Genomic DNA, 24,374 nt, shown 5'->3' with positions numbered 1-24,374 from the left:
ACCTCGGCGCGGCCCGGCTCTGCCTAGCGTTCACCGCGTCGATGCCGATCCGACACGGGGGTGGGGTCATGACCGAGGAGCCGTTCGCCGTCCGGCCGCAGGAGCTGCGCGCGGAGGCCGGCGCGCTCGACGACGAGGCGTACCGGTTGGCGTGGGGTCTGGCGCGGGTGCCCGGGCTGCTGGTGCCGGCCCCGGGCTGGCGGACGGCCACGGCGCTGGCGGGGCTGGAGGCGGCCGGACACGCCTGGTTCTGCCGGCTGGGCACAGCCGTGGCGGTGACCGCCGATGGCATCCGTGGGGCGGCCGAGGCGTACGAGACGGTGGACGACCGGGCCGCCGGCCGGTTCGTCACCGTGCCCCGGTGAGCGGGGTCGGCTACCGGCAGCTCTGGGCCGCCGATCCGGCCGGCTGGCGGGCGGCCGGATCGGCCTGGGCCGGGCTGACCGGCCCGGTCCACCGGCACGCCGACGAGCTGGCCGGGACGGCCGGGCGGCTGCGCGGTGGCTGGTCCGGTGCGGCGGCCACGGCAGCCGACGCCCGGCTCGCCGGTCTTGCCGACGAGCTGACGTCGGTGGCGCCGGCGCTGATCGAGGCCGACCAGACGCTGGCCGAGTTGGCCCGGCAGCTCGGCGTGGCGAGGGCCCAGCTCGCCGAGGCGGTCACCCGGGCCGAGGCGGCCGGCCTGACCGTGGACCGAGCCGGTGGTGTGCGGGCGGCTCCGGTGGACCCCGCGCATCCCGTCGGAGCCGGCACGGCGGCAGCCGGGCCACCGGCGGGTACGAGGGCCGGCACGGCGGCGGGGTCGGCAGCCGGCACGGCGGCGGGGTCGGCAGCCGGCACGGCGGCGGGGTCGGCAGCCGGCACGGCGGCGGGGTCGGCGGTCGGAGTCGCGGTGGCGGGAGTGGCGGCGGCCGTACGCGCGGCGGTCGAGCGGGCCGACGCGGCGGATCGGGCCGCCGCCGACCGGTTGGCGGAGCTGGCCCGTGCGGCCGGCACCGGCTGGGCGTCCCCGGCACCGCCCGGCCGGCCGGCCACCGGGGCGTCGCCGTCGGTTGTACGCGCCTGGTGGTCCGGGTTGACGCCGGCCCAGCGGCGCTGGCTGGTCGGGCACGAACCGGCGCTGGTCGGCGCCCTGGACGGGGTACCGGTGGCGGCCCGCGACCAGGCCAACCGCCTGCTGCTCGGCGCGCGGCGCGACGAGTTGCTGGCCGAGCGGCGGCGATTGTCGGTCCGGGTGCCGCCGGGACCGCTGGTGTCGGTGCGACTGCGCGCGCTGGCCGCACGGTTGGCCGGCCTGGACGCGCTCACCGAGCGGCTGGCCGGCGGGACGCCGCGGGCGTACCTGCTGGGGCTGGACCCGACCGGTGAGGGGCGGGTGGTGGTGGCGCTCGACGACCCGGACCACGCCGATCGGGTGCTGACGTACGTGCCGGGGATGACCGCCGGGCTGGACGACGCCCCCGGCGAGCTGGGTCGGGCCGCCCGGGTGCTGGAGCGCTGCGCGGCGCTCGCGCCGGGTCAGCGCAGCGCGGCCGTGCTGTGGCTGGACTACGACGCTCCGGACTTCCTGACCGAGGCGGCGTCCGCCGGCCAGGCCCGGGACGCCGGGCCGGCGCTGCACCGTTTCCAGGAGGGGCTGCGCGCCACCCACGAGGGGTCGCCGGCCCGGCAGACGGTGCTCGGGCACAGCTACGGGTCGCTGGTGGTGGGGGTGGCCGCCCGGGAGCACGGGCTGGCGGCCGACGCGCTGATGTTCGTCGGTTCGCCCGGGGTGGGCGTGGCGCACGCCGACGAACTGGGCGTCCCGGCCGGGCAGGTGTGGGCCAGCAGGGCACCCGACGACGTGATCCGCCTGGCCCGGCCGGTGGACGAGCTGGGTCGCCCGGCGCTGTTGGGCGCGGCTCCGCTCGCCGCGGTGCTGGGTTGGCCGGATCGCACCGGTCACGAGCTGTGGTTCGGTCACGACCCGGCCGATGCCGGGTTCGGCGGCCGGGTGTTCCGCAGCGGCCGGGGTGGGCACGCCGGCTACTGGGAGCCGGACAACCCGGCGTTGGACGGGATGGCCCGCGTCGTACTGGGCCGGTGACGGGACCGGGCCGCCGACGAGCCACCGGACGCGACGCCGACGACGGAGCCCCGGCCACCGCGGGTGCGGCGCGGCCGGGGCTCCGGGGCGTGGCTGGCGACTACTCGACGGTGACCGACTTGGCCAGGTTGCGGGGTTGGTCCACGTCGTGCCCCCGAGCCGCGGCGATCTCGGCGGCGAACACCTGCAGCGGCACGGTGGTGACGAGCGGGGCGAGCAGGGTGGGCGTACGCGGCACGTAGATCAGGTGGTCGGCGTACCGGACGACGGCCTCGTCGCCCTCCTCCGCGATCACGATGGTCCGCGCGCCACGCGCCCGGACCTCCTGGATGTTGGAGACGACCTTGTCGTGCAGCATCCCGCGCCCCACCGGGGAGGGCACCACGCAGATCACCGGGGTGCCCTTGTCGATCAGGGCGATGGGGCCGTGCTTCAGCTCGCCGGCAGCGAAGCCCTCGGCGTGCATGTACGCCAGCTCCTTGAGCTTGAGCGCGCCTTCGAGGGCCACCGGGTAGCCGACGTGCCGGCCGATGAACAGCACCGTCGGCTCGGACTTCAGCTCGCGGGCCAGCTCGCGGACCGGCTCGATGCGGTCCAGCAGCTCGCGCAGCTTGCCCGGCATCTCCTGGAGCTGGGCCACGACCGCGCCGACCTCGTCGGCGAACTTGATGCCGCGTACCTGGGCCAGGTGCAGGCCGATCAGGTAACAGGCGACGACCTGGGTGAGGAACGCCTTGGTGGAGGCGACGGCGATCTCCGGCCCACCGTGGGTGTAGAGCACGGCGTCGGACTCGCGGGGGATGGTGGAGCCGTTGGTGTTGCAGATGGCGAGCACCCGGGCCTTCTGCTCCTTGGCGTGCCGCAGGGCCATCAGGGTGTCCATCGTCTCGCCGGACTGCGAGATCACCACGATGAGCGTGGACCGGTCGAGCACCGGGTCGCGGTAGCGGAACTCGCTGGCCAGCTCCACCTCGCACGGGATCCGGGTCCAGTGCTCGATGGCGTACTTGGCGACCAGGCCGGCGTGGTACGCGGTGCCGCAGGCCACGATGAAGATCTTGTCGACGTCGCGCAGATCCTGGTCGCTGAGGCGGACCTCGTCCAGGGCGATCTCGCCGCTCTCGGTGAGTCGGCCGAGCAGGGTGTCGGCGATCGCCTGCGGCTGCTCCTCGATCTCCTTGAGCATGAACCAGTCGTAACCGCCCTTCTCGGCGGCGGACGAGTCCCAGTCGATGTGGAAGTCCTTGCCGCTGGCGGGCTGACCGTCGAAATCGGTGATCTCGATGCTGTCGCCGGTGATCAGGACGATCTGGTCCTGACCCAGCTCCACCGCCTCGCGGGTGTGCTCGATGAACGCGGCCACATCGCTGGCCAGGTAGTTCTCGCCGTCGCCGCGCCCGACGACCAGCGGCGAGTTGCGCCGGGCGCCGACGACGGCACCGGGCACCGAGGCGTCGACCGCGAGCAGGGTGAACGCGCCCTCCAGTCGCTGGCACACGACACGCATGCCGGCGGCGAGCAGCTGCGGGCCGTCCGGCTGGCCGGCGGCGCGCAGGTCGGCCAGGGCGGCGGAGAGCAGGTGCGCGGCGCACTCGGTGTCGGTGTCGCTGGTGAACTGGACGCCGTCGGCCTCCAACTCGGCGCGGAGCCGGGCGAAGTTCTCGATGATGCCGTTGTGGATCACCGCGACGCGGCCGTCGGGCGCGACGTGCGGGTGGGCGTTGCGGTCGGTCGGCCCGCCGTGGGTGGCCCACCGGGTGTGCCCGATGCCGGTGGTGCCGTCACCGATGCCGATCGGACTGGCCGCGCAGGAGGTCGGGTCGTCGGCGGCACGCTCGGAGAGCACCTTTTCGAGGTTGGCGAGCTTGCCGGCCTTCTTCTCGGTCAGGAGCTGGTCGTCGCAGACGATGGCGACGCCGGCCGAGTCGTAGCCCCGATATTCCAGCCGTCGCAGCCCGTCGAGCACGATGCTCAGCGCCGGGCGCGCGCCGGCGTATCCCACGATTCCACACATGGCCCGCAGCCTAACCCAGTTTCGCTCATCATGGGTGCTCGAAAGACGGCTAAACAAGCACCGAATTTGAGCGATCGGTCGTTGGTGGGCCGCAACGGGACGAGCGTCACGAGCCGGGCCGGCGTGCGCGGGACCGGACGGGGTTGCGGGACGACCGGCGCGTACGACAGTCTTCCGGCGGGTTCGGCGCACGCTCCGCTGACTCCTCGACCCCTTACCCACTCCCGCCCGGAGCAGCCATGTCCGACGCGCCGCCACCCGAGTCGTCCCCGACGCCACCTCCGGACCCCGCCCCGCCGCCGCCGGACCCGACGGCTGCGCCGCCGCCGACGAACCCGCCGTCCGGCTGGTCCGCGCCGGACGCCTTCCCGACGCCGGATCCGTTGACGCCGGGCCAGCCCTGGGCGCCCCCACCGGCCTGGACCCCGCCGCCCCCGTCCGCGCCGTGGACGCCCGATCCCACCGGCGTTCCGGGTACGCCCGACGCCGCCGGAACCGGCGCCTGGCCGCCGCCCCCAGAACAGCCGTCGGCCGGCTACCCGCCGGGTTACCCGGTACCCGGCTACCCGCCGCCCGGCTACCCACCGCCCGGCTATCCACCGCCCGGCTATCCACCGCCCGGCTATCCACCGCCCGGCTACCCACCGCCGTACCTCTATCCCGGCTATCCGCCGCCCGCCCGGCCGGGCGGCGGGGCCGGCCGGGTCGTCGGGATCGTCGTCGCGGTCGTCGTGGCGCTCGCCCTCCTCGGGTGCGGATGCTTCTGCGTGTCCGGGTCACTGCTCAGCCGGCTTGTCCCGGACACGGTCGCCGAGGACCCGTACGACAGCGACCCCTTCGGCGACGACACCTGGCCGCCGAGCATCGCGCCCGAGCCGCCCACCGTGCCCGACACCCCCACGACGGGGCCCACCAAGAAGCCGATCACGCGCCCGACGTCGGGTCCGGCCCCCGTGACGGTGGTCTACGAGGTCACCGGAGTGGGCCGGGCGGACATCGCGTACTTCGACGCCGAGAGCGATCTCATGCACATCGACGGCGCGAAACTGCCCTGGCGCATGACCATCCGCACCAACGGCCAGAGTCGGGTCATGGTCGAGGCCAGGTGGTCCGATGACGGTGAGAGGCCGATCGGCTGCACCGTCACGGTCACCGGCGCCGGAAAGCCCGTGACGAACAAGACCCAGGGGACCTGGGCCACCAGTTGTGAGCCCGAGTGAGGCTGGAGTCGGGTCAGCGGGTGACCGTAGGCTGGCGCAGGTGACGACGAGCACCGATGTCGACCCGCTGGTGGCCCGGATGCGGCCGTTCGGTACGACGATCTTCGCCGAGATGTCCGCCCTCGCCGTCCGGACCGGGGCGGTCAACCTCGGCCAGGGCTTCCCGGACACGGACGGCCCGCCGGAGATGCTGGCCGCCGCCGTCGAGGCGCTGCGCGGCGGGCAGAACCAGTACCCGCCCGGTCCGGGGATCCCCGCCCTGCGCGCGGCCGTCGCGGCGCACCAGCGTCGGTTCTACGACCTGGCGTACGCCCCGGACGGCGAGATCGTGATCACGGCGGGCGCGACCGAGGCGGTGGCGGCCAGCATCCTCGCTCTCTGCGAACCGGGCGACGAGGTGGTCTGCTTCGAGCCGTACTACGACTCGTACGCCGCTTCGATCGCGCTGGCCGGCGCGGTCCGGCGGCCGGTCACGCTGCGTCCCGGCGCGGACGGCCGGTACGCCTTCGATCCGGCGGCGCTGCGGGCGGCGTTCGGGCCGCGTACCCGGCTGGTGCTGCTGAACTCGCCGCACAACCCGACCGGCAAGGTGTTCACGCCGGCCGAGCTGGCGCTGGTGGCCGAGTTGTGCCAGGAGTTCGGCGCGTACGCGGTCACCGACGAGGTGTACGAGCACCTGGTGTTCACGGACGCGTCCAGCGCGCACGTGCCGCTGGCGTCGCTGCCCGGGATGCGGGAGCGGACGCTGCGCATCTCGTCGGCCGGCAAGACGTTCTCCTGCACGGGCTGGAAGATCGGCTGGGTGAGCGGCCCGGCGGCGCTGGTCTCGGCGGTGCTGCGGGTGAAGCAGTTCCTCACCTACGTCAACGCCGCGCCGCTGCAACCGGCGGTCGCCGTGGCGCTGGCCCTGACCGACGACTACTACACGGGCTTCCGCGACGGGCTCCAGCAGCGGCGCGACCAGCTCATCGGCGGCCTCACGGACGCCGGGTTCGACGTGCTGACGCCGGAGGGCACGTACTTCGTGACCGCCGACGTCACCGCGCTCGGCGGCACCGACGGGATGGAGTTCTGCCGGTCGCTGCCGGAGCGCTGCGGCGTCGTGGCGGTGCCCACCCAGGTCTTCTACGACGACGTTGAGGCCGGCCGGCGGCTGGTCCGGTTCGCGTTCTGCAAGCGCCCGGAGGTGCTGGCCGAGGCGGTCACCCGGCTGCGCGCGCTGACCCGCTGACCGGCCCGGAGCCGGTCGCGTCCGGATCGGTCGCCGACTGATCCGGGGTGGGCGACGTCAGTCGGGTGAGCAACTGGCCCTCATCGCCGAGCAGCGCCGCCTCGGCGTCGTCCACGAAGGACAGGTCGGCGGTCACGTGCCGGCTCGCCGCGGTGAGCAGCAACCCGACCACCGGATCGTCGGCGGTCCGCCGGAGGCCGTCCAGATTGCGCAACTCGCGCAGCAGGTGCCCGCGCTGGTTGCTCAGCACGGCACGAACGGTGACCGCGGACCCGGACCGGGCGGCGGCGGTGACCTTGAGGAAGAAGTCGTCCCGGAATCCGCCGCTGCGCGGGCTCGGCTCACCCAGCCACCGCGCCAGCTCCGCGCGCCCGGCCGGGGTGATCTCGTAGACGACCCGGTCCGGCTTGATCGGCTGGGGCTGCCGTTCGGCGACGACCAGTTCGTCCCGGGAGAGCCGGTCGAGGATCTGGTAGAGGTGGCCGATGTTCAGCGGCCCCCACTGCGGGCCGACGGCGGCCTCGAACGCTCCCTTGAGCTGGTAGCCGTGGCTGGGGCCACCAGCGAGCAGGGCGAGGACGGCGTGCTGGATCGCCATGTCACCTCCGGTACCGGTCTTGCATTGTCACAATGTATCGCGCAGAGTGGGAGACGGCACACGGGGAGGCGCGATGCTCGGCTTCATCTGGCGACAGCTACGCGGCCGTGCGGGGCGGTCGGTGGCACTGCTGGTCGGAGTGCTGGTGGCCACCACCGGTTTTGTGGTCCTGACCGGTGCCACCACCACCTCCCGCCTGGATGTCAACGGCACGGTCGAGCGCAACACCCAGGTCGCCTACGAGATCCTGGTGCGCCCGAAGGGCACCCGCACCCCGCTGGAAGCCGAGCGCGGGCTGGTCCGCCCCAACTATCTCTCCGGGCTCTTCGGCGGCATCACCACCCAGCAGTACGAGCAGGTGGCGGCCGTCCCCGGCATCGAGGTGGCGGCCCCGATCGCGATGCTGGGCTATTCCACCACGCTGCTGCCGACGCCGATCGACCTCACCGGGGCCGTCGACCGCTCACTCGATCATCAGGTCATCCGGGTCGCCCCCACCTTCCACGCCGAACGCGGTCTCTCCAGCGCGCGGGGCAAGCCCCGGTACGTCTACGTGACCAAGAAACCGTTGATCTTCCCCCGGCTCGACGGGAGACTCGGCAGCGAATCGGTCCCCTACTCCGACGGGAACTCCTACCCCTGGCCGGAGGCCTGCGGACCGGCCCCCCGGGAGGTGCAGCCGGACGGCCGCAGCCTGCCCATCTGCGATCCCCAGTACGCCCTGCTCGGCAACCCCGGCACCTACTCCGAGCGGGAGGCGTGGTCGCTGCACGCCGTGCAACTGTTGCCCGACGGCCGGTTCCGGGGCCAGCCCTACGCGTTGGCGAGCGATCGGGACGGCACCTCGGCGCCCGCCGACCGGCTGGTGATGGCGTACGACCTGACCGTGCCGTTCCTCCTGGCCGCTGTCGACCCGGTCGCCGAGGAACGTCTGGTCGGCCTCGACGACGCCGTGGTCACCGGCCGGGCCGTCCGCCCGGACGACACCGTCGCCGTCGAACGGGCCGGCAGCACGGAGAACCTGCAGGTGCCGGTCCTCGTCACCAATCGGCCCTTCATCGACGAGGCACTGTCGGCCACCTTCACCCGGCTCTCGGCCAGTCCGGTGGGCGTGCCGGCGATCGACCTGGAGAAGACCCTGAGCCGCCCGGTCGGGGCGCCAGCTGGGTCTGCCCGAACCGACCTCACCGCCGGCCACCAGACGATGCTCACCGAGGAGCTGTCCCCGACCGGGTGTTGCGTGGGCCAGTTGCAGGCCATCGTGCAGTCGGCCGACGTGCAGTACGACCGTCTTGCCGACGGCAGCCTGCGGGCCCGTCCGCAGCCACCCGGCGCACCCACCGCGTACGGCCGGGAGACGGCGTACAACCCGATGCCCCGCCCCTGGCTCGCCGACGACAGCGGTTCGCGGTCGGTACGGCCGCTGCTGCTGGCCGCCGCCGGGAACACCACCTTCCGGTACTGGCGGGCCACGGGTGTCTTCGACCCGAGTCGGCTGACCGGCTTCGCCGACCTCGGCCACCTGCCGCTGCAGACCTATCAGGCGCCCGTCGCGCAGGGCGCCGACGAGCGTAGCCGTGCGGCGCTGGGCGGTCAGCCACTCGCGCCCAGCGGCAACCCGGCCGGATACCTCTCCGCCCCACCGCTGCTGATCACCAACCTCGGCAGCCTGCCGACCCTCCTCGCGGGTACCGGCAGCCCACAGGCCAAGGCCCCGATCAGCGCGATCCGGGTACGGGTGGCCGACGTGGGCGGGTACACCGAACGTTCGGCCGAGCGGGTCCGGTTGGTCGCCGAGCAGATCGCGGCGCGCACCGGACTGGACGTCGACATCACCCTCGGCTCGTCGGCCGCGCCGCAGACCGTGGAGCTGCCCGCCGGCACGTTCGGTCGGCCGACGCTACGGCTGACCGAGAACTGGTCGGCGCTCGGCGTCGCCTCGATCATCACCCAGGCGGTGGACCGCAAGAGCCTGGTGCTTTTCCTCCTGGTGCTGGTGGTCTGCGTCCTGTTCCTCGGCAACGCGGTCAGCGCCGCAGTCCGGGACCGACGCTCCGAACTGGCGGTGCTCTCCTGCCTCGGCTGGCCGGTCCGCCGCATCGCGGCGCTGATCCTGGGCGAGGTGGCCCTCCTCGGGCTCATCGCCGGCCTGCTGTCGCTGACCCTCGCGGTGCCGCTCGGAACAACCCTCGGCATCGATGTCGACTGGCGGCGGTCGGCTCTGGCCGTACCCATCGCCCTGCTGCTCGCGCTGGCCGCGGGCCTGGTGCCGGCGCTGCGGGCCGCGCGCGCCCACCCCGCCGCCGCCCTGCGCCCGATGGTCGCTCCCGCCGGTTGGGTACGCCGGCCCCGCACCCTGCTCGGGATGGCGCTGGCGAACCTGGCCCGTACCCCCGGACGCACCTTCCTCGGCGCCGGCGCGCTGGCCATCGGGGTGGCCGCGCTGACGTTGGTCACCGCCGCTGCCTGGGCGTTCCGGGGCGCGATCGTCGGCAGTCTGCTCGGCGACGTGGTCTCACTGAGCGTGCGCGGCGCGGACACCGTGGCCGCGGTGGCCACCGTGCTGCTCGGCGCGGCGGCGGTCGCGGACGTGCTCTACCTGAACATCCGCGACCGGGCGGCCGAGCTGGCCACCCTGCGGGCAATCGGCTGGACCGACGCCGAACTGGGCCGGCTGGTCGGTTACGAGGGGCTGACGCTGGGGCTCGTCGGGTCGACGACCGGCGCGGCGGTCGGCCTGGCCAGCGCGGCGTGGCTGATCGGCGCCCTGCCCGGCGCGCTGATCCTGGTGGCCGCGCTGGTCGCGCTGGCGGGCGCGCTGGTGAGCGCTCTCGCCGCGCTGGTGCCCGCCGCTCTGTTGCCGCGCCTACGGCCCGCCCGACTTCTGGCAGAGGAGTAGCTAATGAGCGAGCAGAGCGGCAGCGTGATCTCGGTCGACCACCTGGTCCGACGGTTCGGCGTCGGCGCGGACCGACTCACGGCGGTCGACGACGTGTCGCTGAGCATCGCGGCGGGCTCGGTGGTGGCGCTGACCGGGCCGAGCGGGTCGGGGAAGTCGACGCTGCTGCACCTCATCGGCGCGATCGAGCAGCCAGACGAGGGCACCATCACCACCGACGGTGTGGTGGTGAGCGAGCTGCGGCGTGCCGCGCTGGCCCGCTACCGGCAGCGGGTCGGGTTCGTCTTTCAGCGCTACCACCTGCTGCCCGCGCTCACCGTGCTGGACAACGTGATCGCGCCGGTCCTGCCCCGCCGTGGTCGGACCGATCACGCGGCACGTGCCCGGGAACTGCTCGACGCGGTCGGCCTGGCCGGGCGGGAACGCGCCCTGCCCGCCCAGCTCTCCGGCGGACAGCAGCAACGGGTCGCCATCGCTCGGGCGCTCATGGGCGCACCGGGCCTGCTGCTGGCGGACGAGCCCACCGGCAACCTCGACTCCACCACCGGCGGCCAGATCCTCGACCTACTGCTCGACCTCCGTGACCGGCACGGCATGACCATCCTGCTGGCGACCCATGATCAGGCCATCGCCGCGCGCTGTGACCGACTGGTCCGACTGACCGACGGCCGTGTCACCGAGGATCTCGATCTCACCGACGGCGAGGACCCCGCCGACACCTACGGGCGGGCGAGCCAACTGCGGTTGTGAGATCGCCCCGGGATGGTCTCAGGCGGCCGGGCTGGCCGTACGCACCAGGGCGGCGATCCGCTCGGCGACGTCGCGGGCGATCGCCTCGGTGGCGGCCTCGACCATCACCCGGACCAGGGGCTCGGTGCCCGACGGGCGCAGCAGCACCCGACCGGTCTCCCCCAGTTCCGCCTCGGCCCGCTCGACCTCGGCGCGGACGGCCGGTGCGTTGGCCCCGACGGTCCGGTCGCCGACCGGCACGTTGATCAGCACCTGCGGCAGCTTGGTGACCACCGAGGCCAGCTCGGCGAGCGACCGGCCGGTGGCGGCCATCCGGGCCATCAGGTGCAGACCGGTGAGGACCCCGTCGCCGGTTGTGGCGTGGGCCGGCATGACGATGTGACCGCTCTGCTCGCCGCCGAGCGCGAGGCCGGACGCGCGCAGCTCCTCCAGGACGTACCGGTCGCCGACCTTGGTTTCGATCAGCCGGATGCCCTGCGCGGACATCGCCAGCCGCAGACCGAGGTTGCTCATCACGGTCGCCACCAGGGTGTCCTGGGTGAGGGTCCCGGCCTCCCGCATGGCCAGCGCCAGGATCGCCATGACCTGGTCGCCGTCGACCTCGTCGCCGTCGGCGCTGACCGCCACGATCCGGTCGGCGTCGCCGTCGTGGGCGATGCCCAGGTGGGCGCCGTGCTGCACCACGGCCTCACGCAGGGCCTCGATGTGGTTGGAGCCGCAGTCGTCGTTGATGTTCAGGCCGTCGGGCTCGGCGTGGATCGCGACGACCTCGGCGCCGGCCTCCCGGTAGGCGACCGGAGCCACCTCACTCGCCGCGCCGTTGGCGCAGTCGACGACGACCTTGATCCCGTCCAGCCGGTGCGGCAGTGCGCCGACCAGGTGCTGCACGTAGTGGTCCGCGCCGTCGAGCAGGTCGTGCACCCGGCCGACGCCGGCACCGATCGGGCGGTCCCAGGCGGTGGTGGCGTTCGCCTCCACCGCGGCCTCGATCTTCATCTCGATCTCGTCGGGCAGCTTGTGACCACCGGCGGCGAAGAGCTTGATGCCGTTGTCCGGCATGGGGTTGTGTGACGCGGAGAGCACCACGCCGAGGTCGGCCTTGGCTTCGGCGGTGAGGAAGGCCACGGCCGGGGTGGGCAGCACACCGACGCGTACGACGTTCGCGCCGGCGCTGGTCAGCCCGGCCACGACGGCGGCCTCCAGCATCTCGCCGCTGGCCCGGGTGTCCCGGCCGACAACGGCGAGCGGCGGGTGACTGCGGTCCGTCTCGGCGAGTGTGTGCGCGGCGGCCACGGCCAGCGCCAGCGCCAACTCGGGCGTGAGATCCGCGTTCGCGCGCCCGCGTACGCCGTCCGTGCCGAACAACCGACCCATACCCGCCAACCTCCGATGAGCAACTGCCGATGAGGAGAAAGCGGAACGGCCGGTCCACCTCCCCGGTCGGGGGAGGCGGACCGGCCGTCCGTCAGAAGTACAACGCGCTGGAGAAGATCAGCGCTTCGAGTACTGGGGAGCCTTACGGGCCTTCTTGAGGCCGTACTTCTTGCTCTCCTTGACCCGGGCGTCCCGGGTGAGGAAGCCGGCCTTCTTGAGGGCCGGGCGGTCGTCCGGCTCGTTGACGATCAGCGCGCGGGCGATGGCCAGCCGCAGCGCACCGGCCTGGCCGGTGGTGCCGCCGCCACGCAGGTTGGCGATGACGTCGAACGCCTCGGGCTTCTCGGCGGTGACCAGCGGGTCCTTGATGAGCTGCTGGTGCACCTTGCTCGGGAAGTAGGCCTCAAGGTCGCGGCCGTTGCAGGTGATCTTGCCGGTGCCCGGAACGATACGGACCCGGACGATGGCCTCCTTGCGCCGACCCACGGTCTGGATCGGGCGGTCACCACGCGGCGCGCGGGCGACGGGCGCCGGCGCCTCGGTGGCCTCGGGGGCAACCTCGGTCTCGGTGATGTCGGTCATGCTGCTTCCTTCGCCCGCGCTCACTGCGCGATCTGCTTGATCTCGAACGGCACCGGCTGCTGCGCGAGGTGCGGGTGCTCGGCACCGGCGTAGACCTTCAGCTTCTTGATCAGCTGACGGCCGAGCTTGTTGTGCGGGAGCATCCCCTTCACAGCCAGCTCGATGGCCCGCTCGGGGCGCTTGGTCAGCAGCTCGTCGTAGCCAACCTGCTTCAGACCACCCGGGTATCCCGAGTGGCGGTAAGCGACCTTGGTCTGGCGCTTGTTGCCGGTCAGCGCGACCTTGCCCGCGTTCACGATGACGACGAAGTCGCCCGTGTCGACGTGCGGCGCGAAAGTCGGCTTGTGCTTACCACGCAGCAACGTGGCGGCGTGGGTGGCCAGGCGGCCCAGCACGACATCAGAGGCGTCGATGACGTGCCACTGACGCTCGATCTCACCCGGCTTCGGGCTGTACGTACGCACAGGTCTACCTTGTCTCGTCGTCGGTCTGGGGTCGCGCGCCGAGGTGACCAGAGCTAGCAGGCCGGACCAGCGCGCACGAACGACCAAGCGTACCTGATAGGGCACGCCTCTGGATGTCGTACAACAGCAGGCAACGATACCCGGCGCCCCATCGGCAGGTCAAAACGGGGGTGGGCCGCCGCGCTCGGGCGCGGCGGCCGTGACCCGGTTCACACGCCGGCGAGCCGCTGGGGCGACCCCGGACGACGGTAGGCGACCCAGGTGACCGCGAAGCACAGCGCGTACCAGCCGATGAACGCCAGGTAGGCGGCGTCCGCGTTGCCGGAGCTGAGGAACGACTGGCGGAAGGCGATGTTGACCAGCACCCCGCCGGAGGCCCCGATCGCGCCGGCGATCCCGATCAACGCGCCGGTCATCCGTCGCGCCCACCGGGCGGCGGCCTCCGGGTCGCGCGTGCCGTCGGCCACCGCGTCCGCCGCTCGGGCCCGGAAGATCGCCGGGATCATCTTGTACGTGGAGCCGTTACCGATCCCGGAGAAGACGAAGAGGGCCAGGAATCCGGCCAGGTAGAGCCCGAACGAGCGCTCGCGGGCCGCGTACAGGACCATGCCGGCGCCGAGCGCCATCGCCACGAAGTTCCAGAAGGTCACCCGTGCCCCGCCGAGCCGGTCGGCGAAGTGCCCGCCCAGCGGCCGGACCAGCGAACCGATCAGCGGCCCGAGGAAGGTCAGCCAGGCGGCGTCGACGGGGGTGGGGAACCGGTCGGCGAACTGGAGCTGGAGCACCTGGCCGAAGGCGAAACCGAACCCGATGAACGACCCGAAGGTGCCGATGTAGAGCAACGACATCACCCAGGTGTGCGGGTCCCGGGCCGCCTCGCGCAGCGCTCCCGGCTCGTTGCGCGCCCCGGGCACGGTGTCCAGCCAGCGGGCCGCCGCCAGCGCGGCCAGCACGATCAGCGGCAGATACACCGCAGGCACCAACCGGGGGTACGCGGCGCCGGCGGTGGCCAGCACCGCCAGCCCGACGAGCTGCACGGCCGGTACGCCCAGGTTGCCGCCACCGGCGTTGAGCCCGAGGGCGCGTCCCTTGAGGTGCTGCGGGTAGAACAGGTTGATGTTCGCCATCGAGGAGGCGAAGTTGCCGCCGCCGACGCCGGTGAGGCAGGCGAGCACCATGAGGGTGGAGTAGGACACCCCCGGCTCCAGCAGGATCGTCATCGGCACCGTCGGGAGCAGCAGCAGAAGCGCGCTGATCATCGTCCAGCGCCGCCCGCCGAAGCGGGCCACCGCCAGGGTGTACGGCAGCCGCAGCACCGCGCCCAGCGCGGCCGGCACGGCGGTGAGCAGGAACTTTCCGGCCGGGTCGATGCCGTACGCGGGGCCGAGGAAGAGCACGGTCACCGACCAGAGACTCCACACGGAGAAGCCGACGTGCTCGGCGAAGATCGACACCCAGAGGTTGCGGCGGGCGATCGGCGCGCCCGTCGTACGCCAGAAGTCCGGGTCCTCGGGCCGCCAGTCGTCCAGCGGGCGTCGACGCCCGGTGACGGCAGGTGGGTCGGCGGTGACTGCGGTGCTGGTGAGCGTGCTCACGGCGGCTCCTCCTCGTCGATCTGACGAGGAAAAACGCTAGGAAGGTGGAGTTACCTGGCAGTGCCTGTCGTGGGTCGGCCCGGAAACGCCTGCCGCACCACGGGCCGGGGGCGTTGGTGAGGTCCGTCGATTCAGAGCTGTTGGAGGATGCGCAGCGCGCGGCCGACCCGGAGCATCGTGTCGGTGTCGGCGACGTCCACGCACTCGGTGAACCACTTCTTCATGGGCGAGGAGATCCGGTCGGGCATCACCACGTACGCGCCCATCGGCACGGCCAGGGGCGAGTCGCGCAGCAGCGACTCCTCGACCACCTCGACGACGATCACGATGGGCACGTCGGTGGAGTTGTAGACATCCGAGCTGATCACCAGACCGAGGCGTTCCCGGGCGCCCTCGATGCGCCAGACCTCACCCCTGCGCAGCACGCGGCGGTTCACCGGAGAAGAGGTCGTTGACCATGCCCACCTCGCGGGCGTCGGCGAGGGCGGCGGACTCCAGGTCGAGGCCGGCGCGTCCCACGGCGGCGGCGTGCGCGGTGAAGACCTCGCGCAGCGCCTTCTCCCGGGCGGCCTGGTCCATCCACGCCGAGAGGGACAGCCCTTCGCGCTTGGCGAAGCGTCGGGCCTCCTCGATCGTCTCGTCCGTGAACGATAGCGTCACCTTGGCAGTCATGCCGGTGAGACTACCCATCGGTATGACTGTCAGTCATCCACGCGGTGGCCGGCTCGCTCCCGGGTGTCGAAACGTGCATATCGTCAGCGGGCACGTCCGCCGAACACCGCGAAACGCCACTCCTTGAAGTAGCAGTCGACGTCGACCAGGCCGGCCTCGTCGAGCCATCGGCACTGGTCGGCGACGGTCGCCGGAAGGTCGTAGCGCATGCGGCCCCGAGAGGCGGCGATCTCCTCCGGCGACGACCCCAACTCGGCGATCCGCGCCATCCACACCTCGTCGTAGCGCTGGTCGAGCGCGGGAGTCGGCCCCGCGACCTGCTCGGCGTTGACGAACACCCCACCGGGCGTCAGGGCGGCGGCGGCCCGCCGGTAGAGCGCCCGCTTGCCGTCGTCGTCCAGGTGGTGGATCGCGAGCGCGCTGACCACCGCGTCGTAGCGGCCGGGGGGCAGCTCGTCGGACAGGTCCGCCTGGACGGTCCGGTGCGGCACCGAACGCGCCGACAGCTCGTCGGTGGCGCGGGCCAGCATCGCCGGCGCGGCGTCCACAAGGGTCAGCCGGACCCCGGGCACCGCCGCGGCCAGCAGGAGCGAGAGCAGCCCGGTGCCCGCGCCCAGGTCCAGCACCTCGGGGGTACGCCCCGCCGCCAGCGCGGCACGCAGCGGTGGTGTGGCCACCTCGACGGCCGTGCCGTAGAAGGCGTCGAAGCAGGGCACCAGCCGCCGCCGCGCCTCGTCGTAGGTGCCGGCCACCGCGTCGAAAACGTCCACCACACTCATCGCGCGCACTCCCATTTAGTGAGACAGATTTCCCACATTATAAGCGCCGATGGGCCAACGCCGCCGACCCCGGACACGCGAAAGCCCCCGGCACCCTTCGTGGGTTTCAGGAGCCGGGGGCCGCTACGTCTAGCTGTTCAGGCCGGGTCGTGTGCCTTCGCCATACCGACGAACGCCTGCCAAGCCGCTGACCCGAAGGCCAACACCGGCCCTGCCGGGTCCTTCGAGTCCCGCACACCGACGATGCCAGGCAGGTTGTCCGCAACCTCGACGCAGTCGCCGCCATTGCCGCTGCTGCGGGTGCTCTTACGCCACTGCGCGCCGGTCAGTTCCATGTCTTCGCCATCTCCGTAAGTAGCTCGACGGATTGCCAGTGGGACAACGCCTCACCGCGCACGTTCTCCCACGCGGCCAGCATCGCCGCTATGTCCTCAGCACCGGTGACGACCTGCCCCTGAAGCTGATTGTCGAGGCAACCGGCAATCCGATGCTCAGGCCCCACGGCGATCACGAAGGGTCCATTCAGGCCAGCGTACGCGCCGACGGTGGAGGGGACGATGTGCACGCGGACGTGCGGGGCCCCGCACGCGGCGACGAGGGCCCGTACCTGCTCACGCATGACGGCGCGTCCACCGACCGGCCGCCGCAACACGGCTTCGTCGACAACGGCGGTGAAGTGTGGCGGGTCTTCACGGGTCAGGATGCTTTGCCGGGCGAGCCGTGAGGCCAGGTGTCGCTCGACGTCGCTGCGGGCGATGACGTCGGCTCCGGCGAGCACGGCGCGGGCATATGCCTCGGTCTGGAGGAGGCCGGGGAGGACGGTCGACTGAAACGACCGCAGCGAGATCGCCTCGCGCTCAATCTCCTGCCATGGTCGGAACCAAATTGGCTCGCGGCGTCTTGAAGTGTCCGGCCAGATGTCCCCTATGGGCCGTCGGAGCGCACTCGCCGCCGCCTCCCGGTGTCGGGGGTGGGGAATGTGGTCGTGGTTCAGCCAGCGCGCGACCGTCTTCCGATCGACCCCGACCAGCCCTGCCAGGGACTCAATCGAATGACCCGTCTCTGCTAGCGCGGCGCGTAGCGCATCGTTCACGACTTCCCCCCTCGGATGCGCGGAATGTCTCGCGACCATATCGCTACGGGCTGTTCTTGTCCTGTTACTGCCCGCAAGGTGAGATCAGGCGGTGCGGCCGGTAGGGATCAGAGCCCGGCGGACGCGTTCGTATCGGGGCCGCCCCTGGCCCGTGGGCATCGCGGGGCGGCCCCTTCCCACAGTGACGACCAGGGGGAGAGAGCACCGTGCCGGACAAGCCGCCGGATCGGAGACCCACACCGAAGCCCACACCGCGGAAGCCACACACGGGTGACGTGCTGCACCTGACGCGTGCCGCGAGTGTGCAGTTCCTGCACCCGATCTTCGTCCGCGTGATTCGCGTGCTCGACTGGCCGACGTACGACGGGTGGCTGTGGATTGACGCTTACGAGCTGGCCCCGAATGGCGACGCGGTCGCGCGCCGGTCCCTGTTCGTGATGCCGGTGGGCCTGATCTGGGCGGGCGCGTCCGCCCCGGCGGCCCGTCGCTCGACCACCCGCACTCCCGTCAGGCGCGGTCCGGTGCGTGTTCGATGACCCGTCGTCCTCGCCCGCACCATCCGATGCGCCCGGCGTGGCTCTGCGGCAACTGTGCCGCTCCCTGGCCGTGCCCGCCGGCACAGCTTCACCTCGCGACCGAGTTCCACGGCCATTCGATCGCCCTGGCGTTCTACCTGGCAGCGAACATGCAGGACGCGGTTGCCGACCGGTACGCCCTGGGTCTTGATCCTGACCTGCGGGCACTTCACGCCCGGTTTCTGGGCTGGCTTTCGCTGTCCCGCCGACCGAACCGCGCCGACCTGGAGGGGTGACTGTCGGTCCGCCGCCACCTACCCGTCACGCCCGTTGCTCCCGTGCGGTGTGAGGCCCACTTGACAGGACCGAAACAGAAGGGACCCGGACTGGAAACTGCCCGGCGGCACGCTTTGCCGACATGACAGACGGTGCACGGCCGGCAACTCGATCGGGGCGTACGCCCCGGGAGGTGGCGACGCACTGCCCGTACTGCGCTCTCCAGTGCGGGATGACCCTGCGCGAGGACGAGGCAGGGGTGAGCGTGCTCCCCCGCCAGTTCCCGACCAACCGGGGTGGGCTGTGCCAGAAGGGCTGGACCTCGGCGGAGCTGCTCGACCACCCGGACCGGCTGACCAGCCCGCTCGTGCGTGACACCGTCAGCGGCGAGCTGCGCCCGACGACCTGGGACGCCGCGCTGGACCGGGTCGCCACCGGCGTACGCGCCATCCAGGACAGCTCCGGGCGGGACGCGGTCGCCGTCTTCGGCGGCGGCGGGCTGACCAACGAGAAGGCGTACGCGCTGGGGAAGTTCGCCCGGGTCGCACTGCGTACCCGCAACATCGACTACAACGGGCGGTTCTGCATGTCCTCGGCGGCCGCCGCCGGGATGCGCGCCTTCGGCATCGACCGAGGGTTGCCGTTCCCCCTGTCCGACCTGGGTCAGGCCGACACGCTGCTGCTGGTCGGCGCCAACCCGGCGGAGACCATGCCGCCGCTGGTGCGCTGGCTCACCGAGCAGCGCCAACGCGGCGGGAAGCTCATCGTCGTCGACCCCCGCGTCACCGCCACCGCCCGCCAGGCCGACCTGCACCTGCAACCGCTGCCCGGCACCGACCTCGCCGTGGCCAACGCGCTGCTGCACATCGCGCTCACCGAGGGCTGCGTCGACCAGGCGTACGTGGCCGAGCGCACCACCGGCTTCGACGCGGTCCGCCGCAGCGTCGCCGCCTGGTGGCCGGCCCGCGCGGAACAGCTCTCCGGGGTGCCGGTGGCCGATCTCGAGGCGACCGCCCGCGCGCTGGGCACCGGCGGCCGGGTGATCATCCTGACCGCGCGCGGAGCCGAGCAGCACGCCAAGGGCGTCGACACCGTCACCGCGTACGTCAACCTGGCCCTCGCCCTGGGCCTGCCGGGCCGACCGGGCTCCGGGTACGGCTGCCTCACCGGCCAGGGCAACGGTCAGGGCGGGCGGGAGCACGGGCAGAAGGCCGACCAGCTCCCCGGCTACCGCAGGATCGATGATCCGGCGGCCCGGGAACACGTCGCGGGCGTCTGGGGCGTACCGGCCGACGAGCTGCCCGGTCCCGGTGTGCCGGCGTACCAGCTCCTCGACTCGCTCGGCACCGCCGACGGTCCCCGGGCGCTGCTGGTGTTCGGCTCGAACCCGGTGGTCTCCGCTCCCCGGGCCGCCCGGATCGAGGGCCGGCTACGCGACCTCGACCTGCTGGTCGTCGCCGACCTACTGCTCTCCGAGACGGCGGCGCTGGCCGACGTGGTGCTGCCCACCGCCCAGTGGGCCGAGGAGGACGGCACGATGACCAACCTGGAGGGTCGGGTGCTGCGTCGGCGCGCGCTGCGCCCACCGCCGCCGGACGTCCGCACCGACCTGGCCATCCTCGCCGACCTGGCGGGACGCTTGGGCGACGCCGAGACGGCGGCGGCGCGGTTCCCGACCGACCCGGCCACCGTCTTCGGCGATCTGCGCCGCGCCTCCGCGGGCGGCATCGCCGACTACGCCGGCATCACCTGGGAGCGCATCGACGCCACCGACGGCGTCCACTGGCCGTGTCCCAGCGCGGACGGGCCGGACACGCCACGACTCTTCGCCGACAGGTTCGCCACCCCGGACGGCCGGGCCCGGTTCCACCCCGTCGACCACCGGCCGGCCGCCGAGGAGGTGTGCGCCACGTATCCGCTGCACTTCACCACCGGCCGGGTGCTGGCCCAGTACCAGTCCGGCACGCAGACCCGCCGGGTACCGGCGCTGCGTCGCGCGGCGGCCGAGGCGTTCGTCGAGCTGCACCCCGACCTGGCCGCCCGGTTGGGCATCGACGACGGCGACCCGGTGCGGGTCACGTCCCGCCGGGGCGAGCTGCGCGCCCCGGCCCGGCTCAGCCCGGGTATCCGGCCGGACACGGTCTTCGCGCCATTCCACTGGCCGGGCGCCGGGCGGGCCAACTCGGTGACCAACGACGCGGTTGACCCGATCTCCGGGATGCCCGAGTTCAAGATCTGCGCGGTCCGGGTGGAGAAGGCATGACCGCCCGGGTGGTCATCGTGGGCAACGGCATGGCCGGCGCCCGGCTCGCGACCGAGCTGCACGCCCGCGGGGACGAGCGCAAGGTCACCGTCCTCGGGGCGGAACCGCACCGCGCGTACAACCGGATCATGTTGTCCACGCTGCTGGCGGGCCGCATCGACGAACCGGACGTGGAGCTGACCGAGGCCGCCGGGCACGGCATCGACCTGCGCTCGGGCGTGACGGTCGCCGCCGTGGACCGGTCCGCCCGCGAGGTCCGCACGGCCGACGGCGAACGGATCGCCTACGACCATCTGGTGCTGGCCACCGGCGCGCGGGCGGTGGTGCCGCCCCTGCCCGGCCTCGACCCGGCCGACCTGCCCCGGCGGGTCGTCCCCTTCCGCACCCTGGACGACTGCCGCCGCATCCTGGCCGTGGCGCGCGACGCACGCGCCGCGATCGTGCTCGGCGGCGGGCTGCTCGGGCTGGAGGCCGCCCGGGGCCTGGCCACGCGCGGGCTGGCCACCACCGTGGTGCACCCGACCAACCACCTCATGGAACGGCAACTCGATCCGGCGGCCGGCACGGTGCTGGCCAGCACACTCGCCGGGCTCGGCGTCACGATCCAGCTCGGGGTGCCCGCCACCGGGGTGGCGGCGGACGACAGCGGCGTCCGACTCGACCTGGCCGACGGCCGGTCGCTGCACGCCGACCTGCTGGTGCTCTCCTGCGGGGTACGCCCGGACACCGCCCTCGCGCAGGCCGCCGGGCTGGCCGTGCGGCGCGGCGTGGTGGTGGACGACCGGCTGCGCACCAACGACCGGTCCATCTCGGCGCTCGGCGACTGCGCCGAACACGACGGGACGCTCACCGGACTGGTCGCGCCCGCGTGGGCCCAGGCGCGGGTGCTCGCCGACGTGTTGACCGGCACGGACCCGCTCGCCCGGTACCGGCCCCGCCCGGTGGTGACCCGGCTCAAGGCGGCCGGGATCGACCTGGCCGCGATGGGCGAGGCGGTCGGCGGCCCGCCGGGCGAGGAGCTGACGTTCACCGACCCGACCCGGGGCACGTACGCCCGGCTGCGCATCCATGACGAGCGGTTGATCGGCGCGATCCTGCTCGGCGACAACCCGGCGATCGGCACGGTGATCCAACTTTTCGACCGGGGTCACCCGGTACCGGCCGACCGGCGGGCCCTGCTGCTCGGCCGGGCGCTCGGCGGGGCCGTCTCGACGCCGAGCGCGTCACCGGCGCTGATGCCGGACGCGGCCGTCGTCTGCCAGTGCAACAACGTGACCAAGGGAGCGCTGGTGCGCTGCTGGCGCTCCGGCGCGCGGACGGTCGACGCGGTGGTGGCGGGCACCCGGGCCGGCACGGGATGCGGCGGATGCCGCGACGCGGTCGGCGGCATCGTCGACTGGTTGTCCGAAGCGGAATCTGTGGAGGTGACGCGATGAGCGGCGCGGACCTGGTCGTCGTCGGCAACGGCATGGTGGGGCAACGCTTCGTCGACGCACTGCGCGCCCGTGACCCGCAGGGCCACTGGCGGGTCACGGTACTGGCCGAGGAGAGGCGTCCGGCGTACGACCGGGTGCGTCTCTCGGCGTACTTCGACGGGGTGAGCGAAGAGGAACTGAACGTGCACACCCCGGACGACGGGGTGCGGCTGCGCCTCGGTGAGCCGGCCACCGCCATCGACCGGGAACGGCAGGTGGTGAGCACCGCCGAGGGCGACTACCACTACGACGCGCTGGTGCTGGCCACCGGGTCGTACCCGTTCGTGCCGCCGGTGCCCGGGGCCGACCTGCCCGGCGTCTTCGTCTACCGGACGCTCGACGACCTGGCGGCGATCCGCACGTACGCCGCCGGTCGGCGGGTCGGCGCGGTGATCGGCGGCGGGCTGCTCGGGCTGGAGGCGGCGAACGCCCTGCGCCTGCTCGGCCTGAGCACCGACGTGGTCGAGTTCGCGCCCCGGCTGATGCCGGTGCAGGTGGACCAGGCCGGCGGCGCGATGCTGCGCCGCTACGTCCACGACCTGGGTGTGCGTACCCACCTCGGGGTCGCCACCACGGCGATCCGCGCGGGCGCCGACGGCACGGTGGCCGCGTTGGAGCTGTCCGACGGCCGGGTGGTCGACGCCGAACTGGTCGTGGTGGCCGCCGGCATCCGACCCCGCGACGAGCTGGCGCGGGCCGCCGGGCTGCCGTTGGGTCCGCGCGGTGGGGTGCTGGTCGACGAGACCTGCCGCACGGCCGACGAGCGGGTCTGGGCCGTCGGCGAGTGCGCGGCGGTCGACGGCACCTGTCACGGCCTGGTGGCACCGGGGTACGCGACGGCCGAGGTGGTCGCCGACCGGCTGGTCGGCGGCGCGGCGACGTTCCCGGGCGCGGACACCGCCACGAAGCTGAAGCTGCTCGGGGTGGACGTGGCGTCGTTCGGCGACGCCCACGGCACCACCGAGGGCTGCCTGGACGTCACGTTCACCGACCCGGCTACCCGCGTGTACGCCAAGTTGGTCCTCTCCGACGACGCGCACACCCTGCTCGGTGGGGTGCTGGTGGGCGACGCCAGCGCGTACCCGACGCTGCGGGCCAGCGTGGGTGGCCCGCTGCCGGCCGCGCCGCTGGCCCTGCTCGCCCCCGACGGCGGCGGCGCGGACGCCGGGACGCTCCCCGCCGCCGCGCAGGTCTGCTCCTGCAACGCGGTGACCCGGGGCGACGTGGACGCCGCCATCGCCGGCGGCTGTTCGGACGTGCCGGCGCTGAAGGCGTGCACCAGGGCGGGCACGAGCTGCGGCTCCTGCGTGCCGATGCTCAAGCAGCTTCTCGACGCGGCCGGGGTGGCACAGTCCACGGCGCTGTGCGAGCACTTCGACGTGAGCCGCCGCGAGCTGTTCGAGATCGTGCGCGTACGCGGCATCCGCACCTTCTCCCGGCTGGTCGCCGAGCACGGCCGGGGACGCGGCTGCGACATCTGCAAGCCCGTGGTGGCCTCGATCCTGGCCTCGCTGGGCAACGGGCACGTGCTCGACGGCGAGCAGGCGTCGTTGCAGGACACCAACGACCACTTCCTGGCCAACCTGCAACGCGACGGCAGCTACTCGGTGGTGCCCCGCATCCCCGGCGGCGAGATCACCCCGGAAAAGCTGATCGTGATCGGCGAGGTGGCCCGGGACTTCCAGCTCTACACGAAGATCACCGGTGGGCAGCGGATCGACCTGTTCGGGGCCCGGGTGGAGCAGCTACCGCAGATCTGGCGACGCCTGGTCGACGCCGGCTTCGAGTCCGGCCACGCGTACGGCAAGGCGCTGCGCACGGTGAAGTCCTGCGTCGGCGAGACCTGGTGCCGGTACGGCGTACAGGACTCGGTGGGGTTGGCCGTGGCGCTGGAGCTGCGCTATCGCGGGCTGCGCGCCCCGCACAAGCTCAAGTCGGCGGTCTCCGGCTGCGCCCGCGAGTGCGCCGAGGCCCGCAGCAAGGACTTCGGCATCATCGCCACCGAGACCGGCTGGAACCTCTACGTCGGCGGCAACGGCGGCTTCCGGCCCCGGCACGCCGACCTGTTCGCCACTGATTTGTCAACAGAAACCCTGATTCGACTAATCGATAGATTTTTAATGTATTACATCCGCACCGCCGACCGGCTGCAACGCACGGCCGGCTGGATCGAGGCCATGGACGGCGGCCTGGACCACCTGCGGGCCGTGATCGTGGACGACTCGCTCGGCATCTGCGCCGACCTCGACGCGGCCATGGCACAGCACGTGGCGTCGTACTCGGACGAGTGGCGCGACGTGCTGGACGATCCGGAGCGGTTGCGCCGCTACACCTCCTTCGTCAACGCCCCCGACGTGCCCGACCCGTCCATCACCTTCGCCGTGGAGCGCGGCCAGCCGGTGCCGGCGCGCGGCGGCACCCCACCCGACGGCCACGGCCGTCGTCCCGTCACGCTCGGCCTTCCGGAGGTACGGCGATGAGCATCACG

22 protein-coding genes are annotated in these 24,374 nt (G+C 72.9%); 11 read left to right on the top strand and 11 right to left on the bottom strand.

Annotated elements, in window-relative coordinates; translation table 11 throughout:
* Window positions 1-68: 68 nt before the first annotated feature.
* Together AB0B55_RS26075 and AB0B55_RS26070 are read left to right on the top strand one after the other, a co-directional pair.
* The gene (locus tag AB0B55_RS26075; RefSeq protein WP_357174408.1) at window positions 69-365 is read left to right on the top strand and encodes a hypothetical protein; all 297 of its coding nucleotides are present in this window, start codon (window positions 69-71) and stop codon (window positions 363-365) included.
* Window positions 362-2,086 carry an alpha/beta hydrolase gene (locus AB0B55_RS26070; RefSeq protein ID WP_357174405.1) on the top strand — a complete coding sequence of 575 codons (1,725 nt, stop codon included), beginning with the start codon at window positions 362-364 and terminating at the stop codon, window positions 2,084-2,086. The genes AB0B55_RS26075 and AB0B55_RS26070 overlap by 4 nt, the downstream gene beginning before the upstream one ends.
* Window positions 2,087-2,186: 100 nt before the next feature.
* Here AB0B55_RS26070 and glmS read toward each other — a convergent pair whose 3' ends face one another.
* Window positions 2,187-4,100 carry a glutamine--fructose-6-phosphate transaminase (isomerizing) gene (gene glmS / locus AB0B55_RS26065; protein ID WP_355050715.1) on the bottom strand — a complete coding sequence of 638 codons (1,914 nt, stop codon included), beginning with the start codon at window positions 4,098-4,100 and terminating at the stop codon, window positions 2,187-2,189.
* 239 nt (window positions 4,101-4,339) lie between these two features.
* On the opposite strand from glmS, the gene AB0B55_RS26060 reads away from it, so the two are divergent.
* Both AB0B55_RS26060 and AB0B55_RS26055 read left to right on the top strand, forming a co-directional pair.
* Window positions 4,340-5,320 (top strand): MmpS family transport accessory protein, encoded by a 981-nt coding sequence (locus tag AB0B55_RS26060; protein WP_357174402.1) that lies wholly within the window; start codon window positions 4,340-4,342, stop codon window positions 5,318-5,320.
* Window positions 5,321-5,399: 79 nt separating this feature from the next.
* A complete protein-coding gene (locus AB0B55_RS26055) occupies window positions 5,400-6,551 on the top strand; it encodes a pyridoxal phosphate-dependent aminotransferase (protein WP_357174509.1) in 1,152 nt (383 codons plus the stop codon).
* On the opposite strand, the gene AB0B55_RS26050 is transcribed toward AB0B55_RS26055, so the two are convergent.
* Window positions 6,523-7,149, bottom strand: coding sequence for a PadR family transcriptional regulator (locus AB0B55_RS26050; RefSeq protein WP_357174399.1), 627 nt, complete (start codon window positions 7,147-7,149; stop codon window positions 6,523-6,525). The genes AB0B55_RS26055 and AB0B55_RS26050 overlap by 29 nt on opposite strands.
* A 73-nt stretch (window positions 7,150-7,222) precedes the next feature.
* Between AB0B55_RS26050 and AB0B55_RS26045 the strand changes: the two genes are divergently transcribed.
* Both AB0B55_RS26045 and AB0B55_RS26040 read left to right on the top strand, forming a co-directional pair.
* Window positions 7,223-10,048, top strand: coding sequence for an ABC transporter permease (locus tag AB0B55_RS26045; RefSeq protein WP_357174397.1), 2,826 nt, complete (start codon window positions 7,223-7,225; stop codon window positions 10,046-10,048).
* A 3-nt stretch (window positions 10,049-10,051) separates the two neighbouring features.
* Window positions 10,052-10,798: an ABC transporter ATP-binding protein gene (locus AB0B55_RS26040; RefSeq protein WP_357126399.1), complete on the top strand. Its 747-nt coding sequence runs from the start codon at window positions 10,052-10,054 to the stop codon at window positions 10,796-10,798.
* Between the two features lie 18 nt (window positions 10,799-10,816).
* Here AB0B55_RS26040 and glmM read toward each other — a convergent pair whose 3' ends face one another.
* The 9 genes from glmM to AB0B55_RS25995 all read right to left on the bottom strand — a co-directional run bounded on the left by glmM (window position 10,817) and on the right by AB0B55_RS25995 (window position 17,357).
* Window positions 10,817-12,172: a phosphoglucosamine mutase gene (glmM, locus tag AB0B55_RS26035; protein WP_357126402.1), complete on the bottom strand. Its 1,356-nt coding sequence runs from the start codon at window positions 12,170-12,172 to the stop codon at window positions 10,817-10,819.
* A 117-nt stretch (window positions 12,173-12,289) separates the two neighbouring features.
* Complete coding sequence (gene rpsI, locus AB0B55_RS26030; RefSeq protein WP_355050719.1) at window positions 12,290-12,754, bottom strand: 30S ribosomal protein S9; 465 nt, start codon at window positions 12,752-12,754, stop codon at window positions 12,290-12,292.
* 20 nt (window positions 12,755-12,774) lie between these two features.
* Entirely contained in the window at window positions 12,775-13,218 is a 444-nt protein-coding gene (gene rplM, locus AB0B55_RS26025; RefSeq protein WP_007465158.1) for a 50S ribosomal protein L13, read from the bottom strand.
* Between the two features lie 209 nt (window positions 13,219-13,427).
* A complete protein-coding gene (locus AB0B55_RS26020) occupies window positions 13,428-14,813 on the bottom strand; it encodes a nitrate/nitrite transporter (RefSeq protein WP_357174394.1) in 1,386 nt (461 codons plus the stop codon).
* A 131-nt stretch (window positions 14,814-14,944) separates the two neighbouring features.
* Entirely contained in the window at window positions 14,945-15,250 is a 306-nt protein-coding gene (locus AB0B55_RS26015) for a hypothetical protein (RefSeq protein WP_357126408.1), read from the bottom strand.
* Window positions 15,222-15,485: a DUF6364 family protein gene (locus AB0B55_RS26010; RefSeq protein WP_357126411.1), complete on the bottom strand. Its 264-nt coding sequence runs from the start codon at window positions 15,483-15,485 to the stop codon at window positions 15,222-15,224. Before AB0B55_RS26010 ends, AB0B55_RS26015 begins: the two co-directional genes overlap by 29 nt.
* Before the next feature lie 83 nt (window positions 15,486-15,568).
* Window positions 15,569-16,264, bottom strand: a complete 696-nt coding sequence (locus AB0B55_RS26005) for a methyltransferase domain-containing protein (protein ID WP_357126414.1) — start codon at window positions 16,262-16,264, stop codon at window positions 15,569-15,571.
* A 137-nt stretch (window positions 16,265-16,401) separates the two neighbouring features.
* Window positions 16,402-16,599: a DUF397 domain-containing protein gene (locus AB0B55_RS26000; RefSeq protein WP_357126417.1), complete on the bottom strand. Its 198-nt coding sequence runs from the start codon at window positions 16,597-16,599 to the stop codon at window positions 16,402-16,404.
* On the bottom strand, window positions 16,590-17,357 hold the full coding sequence (locus AB0B55_RS25995) for a helix-turn-helix transcriptional regulator (RefSeq protein WP_357174391.1): 768 nt from the start codon (window positions 17,355-17,357) through the stop codon (window positions 16,590-16,592). The genes AB0B55_RS26000 and AB0B55_RS25995 overlap by 10 nt, the downstream gene beginning before the upstream one ends.
* Before the next feature lie 275 nt (window positions 17,358-17,632).
* Between AB0B55_RS25995 and AB0B55_RS25990 the strand changes: the two genes are divergently transcribed.
* The 5 genes from AB0B55_RS25990 (at window position 17,633) to nirB (ending at window position 24,366) form a co-directional block, all read left to right on the top strand.
* On the top strand, window positions 17,633-17,893 hold the full coding sequence (locus tag AB0B55_RS25990; RefSeq protein ID WP_357126423.1) for a hypothetical protein: 261 nt from the start codon (window positions 17,633-17,635) through the stop codon (window positions 17,891-17,893).
* Window positions 17,890-18,168 (top strand): hypothetical protein, encoded by a 279-nt coding sequence (locus AB0B55_RS25985; protein ID WP_357126426.1) that lies wholly within the window; start codon window positions 17,890-17,892, stop codon window positions 18,166-18,168. The genes AB0B55_RS25990 and AB0B55_RS25985 overlap by 4 nt, the downstream gene beginning before the upstream one ends.
* 122 nt (window positions 18,169-18,290) lie before the next feature.
* Entirely contained in the window at window positions 18,291-20,411 is a 2,121-nt protein-coding gene (locus AB0B55_RS25980) for a molybdopterin oxidoreductase family protein (RefSeq protein WP_357126429.1), read from the top strand.
* Window positions 20,408-21,847 carry an FAD-dependent oxidoreductase gene (locus AB0B55_RS25975; protein ID WP_357126431.1) on the top strand — a complete coding sequence of 480 codons (1,440 nt, stop codon included), beginning with the start codon at window positions 20,408-20,410 and terminating at the stop codon, window positions 21,845-21,847. The genes AB0B55_RS25980 and AB0B55_RS25975 overlap by 4 nt, the downstream gene beginning before the upstream one ends.
* A complete protein-coding gene (nirB, locus tag AB0B55_RS25970) occupies window positions 21,844-24,366 on the top strand; it encodes a nitrite reductase large subunit NirB (protein WP_357174388.1) in 2,523 nt (840 codons plus the stop codon). The genes AB0B55_RS25975 and nirB overlap by 4 nt, the downstream gene beginning before the upstream one ends.
* Window positions 24,367-24,374: the final 8 nt, after the last annotated feature.

Origin of the sequence: Micromonospora sp. NPDC049107, assembly GCF_040648595.1 — a bacterium.
Classification (GTDB): Bacteria; Actinomycetota; Actinomycetes; order Mycobacteriales; family Micromonosporaceae; genus Micromonospora.
The sequence above is the reverse complement of the archived record's forward strand: the minus strand, read 5'-3'. Positions and strand labels throughout refer to the sequence as shown.

Coding starts and splice junctions, on each gene's coding strand:
- AB0B55_RS26000 (WP_357126417.1), bottom strand. CDS start 16,599: ATGGAACTGACCGGCGCGCAGTGGCGTAAGAGCACCCGCAGCAGCGGC.
- rpsI (WP_355050719.1), bottom strand. CDS start 12,754: ATGACCGACATCACCGAGACCGAGGTTGCCCCCGAGGCCACCGAGGCG.
- AB0B55_RS26055 (WP_357174509.1), top strand. CDS start 5,400: ATGCGGCCGTTCGGTACGACGATCTTCGCCGAGATGTCCGCCCTCGCC.
- AB0B55_RS26050 (WP_357174399.1), bottom strand. CDS start 7,149: ATGGCGATCCAGCACGCCGTCCTCGCCCTGCTCGCTGGTGGCCCCAGC.
- AB0B55_RS26040 (WP_357126399.1), top strand. CDS start 10,052: ATGAGCGAGCAGAGCGGCAGCGTGATCTCGGTCGACCACCTGGTCCGA.
- AB0B55_RS25975 (WP_357126431.1), top strand. CDS start 20,408: ATGACCGCCCGGGTGGTCATCGTGGGCAACGGCATGGCCGGCGCCCGG.
- AB0B55_RS25985 (WP_357126426.1), top strand. CDS start 17,890: ATGACCCGTCGTCCTCGCCCGCACCATCCGATGCGCCCGGCGTGGCTC.
- glmS (WP_355050715.1), bottom strand. CDS start 4,100: ATGTGTGGAATCGTGGGATACGCCGGCGCGCGCCCGGCGCTGAGCATC.
- AB0B55_RS25980 (WP_357126429.1), top strand. CDS start 18,291: ATGACAGACGGTGCACGGCCGGCAACTCGATCGGGGCGTACGCCCCGG.
- AB0B55_RS26005 (WP_357126414.1), bottom strand. CDS start 16,264: ATGAGTGTGGTGGACGTTTTCGACGCGGTGGCCGGCACCTACGACGAG.
- glmM (WP_357126402.1), bottom strand. CDS start 12,172: ATGGGTCGGTTGTTCGGCACGGACGGCGTACGCGGGCGCGCGAACGCG.
- AB0B55_RS26060 (WP_357174402.1), top strand. CDS start 4,340: ATGTCCGACGCGCCGCCACCCGAGTCGTCCCCGACGCCACCTCCGGAC.
- AB0B55_RS26075 (WP_357174408.1), top strand. CDS start 69: ATGACCGAGGAGCCGTTCGCCGTCCGGCCGCAGGAGCTGCGCGCGGAG.
- AB0B55_RS26010 (WP_357126411.1), bottom strand. CDS start 15,485: ATGACTGCCAAGGTGACGCTATCGTTCACGGACGAGACGATCGAGGAG.
- nirB (WP_357174388.1), top strand. CDS start 21,844: ATGAGCGGCGCGGACCTGGTCGTCGTCGGCAACGGCATGGTGGGGCAA.
- AB0B55_RS26045 (WP_357174397.1), top strand. CDS start 7,223: ATGCTCGGCTTCATCTGGCGACAGCTACGCGGCCGTGCGGGGCGGTCG.